Origin of the sequence: Citrobacter sp. 50677481, from assembly GCF_001463265.1 — a bacterium.
Classification (GTDB): domain Bacteria; phylum Pseudomonadota; class Gammaproteobacteria; order Enterobacterales; family Enterobacteriaceae; genus Citrobacter_A; species Citrobacter_A sedlakii.
Genome location: NZ_LNHZ01000004.1, coordinates 1 through 1108 on the forward strand (window position 1 = coordinate 1; position 1108 = coordinate 1108).

The 1108-nt window shown below is 51.4% G+C and carries 1 protein-coding gene; it reads right to left on the bottom strand.

Annotated features, from left to right (window positions below; all coding sequences use genetic code 11):
• On the bottom strand, positions 1–941 hold a 941-nt coding region (locus APU02_RS03125), incomplete at its 3' end, for a DUF6396 domain-containing protein (protein ID WP_060569243.1).
• Positions 942–1108: the final 167 nt, after the last annotated feature.

The following is a 1108-nucleotide window of genomic DNA, read 5'->3' on the forward strand; positions in this document are numbered from 1 at the left end:
AGCCATTTTAGTTTACCGTCCCAGGCTGGCAGCGGCGCCGGTGGCAACGGAACGATGTCGTTGATTTCCGGGACAGTTGGACTGGCGTAGGAATAATCAGACAGGATTTTCCAGATTTTTTCATAGCGGAGTGCTCGCTCTTCATCCTTTTCCAATCCCATGTAATAGATGGATGAATCCGAATCTAGCCCTAAAAATGCCTTGCTGAGCCTGTTAGCTGCAGAATTATCGCCCGCTGCAACTCCCAATTGAAAAATTTCGATCGCATCTTGATATTGCTTCCGATTCTTAAGATTTATTCCTAACGCAATAGCGGCTTGCCCGTTACCTTGCTCTGCAGAACATCGGAACATCGTCCTTGATACGTCAGGGGCTATATCAACAGGAGCTAATTTATCACCAACGTATGCCTGAGCCTGCGCATTCCCCTCATCTGCGGCCTTGCGGTAATAACGCAGCGCCAACTCATCATCCTGCTGCAATCCCGCAGCGCCGTGCTGCAGATAAACCGCGACAAAGTAATAACCTGAAGCCACACCGGCATCGATTAGCGCCTGGCTCATCCGCAGACGCTCAGCACCGCTGAGATGAAAATGCCCCCGCATCGCACCGTTTTGTAGATTAATATTAGCCTTATAGTGCCCGTTTTCTGCCGCTATACGGTAAAGCCGTTCAATTTCTGCATCGACTTTTGCGTCTTCCTTTAACTGGTTATTCTTCTGCAGCCAGCGCGCGTACTTAAATAACACCTCACTCTCCACAGAAGGCTGCGGAATATTTTCATGTTTGCAGGTGAACGCCAGCCGGGTATTGATCGTCGGTAACGGGTCCACGGCGGGTTTATGGCTGGCCGGAGCGACTGCTGTCTGATCGCAGGCCGCGAGCAACAGGCAGGTCAGCAATACGCCTGCTGAACAGTATATTCGTCTCGGTAATGACATTGTCTTTTATCCTTCCCTGAAATACCCGGGAAAACCTTCCCGGGTTTAAGCCGGAGACTTACGCCTCTCCCACCAGCCGCCATTCCACTGCGCGTTCCTCACGCACCCGTTTATCAGTGAACGGCCACGGACGCGGATGCAGCCTCTCAACAATATCCATCGGCATG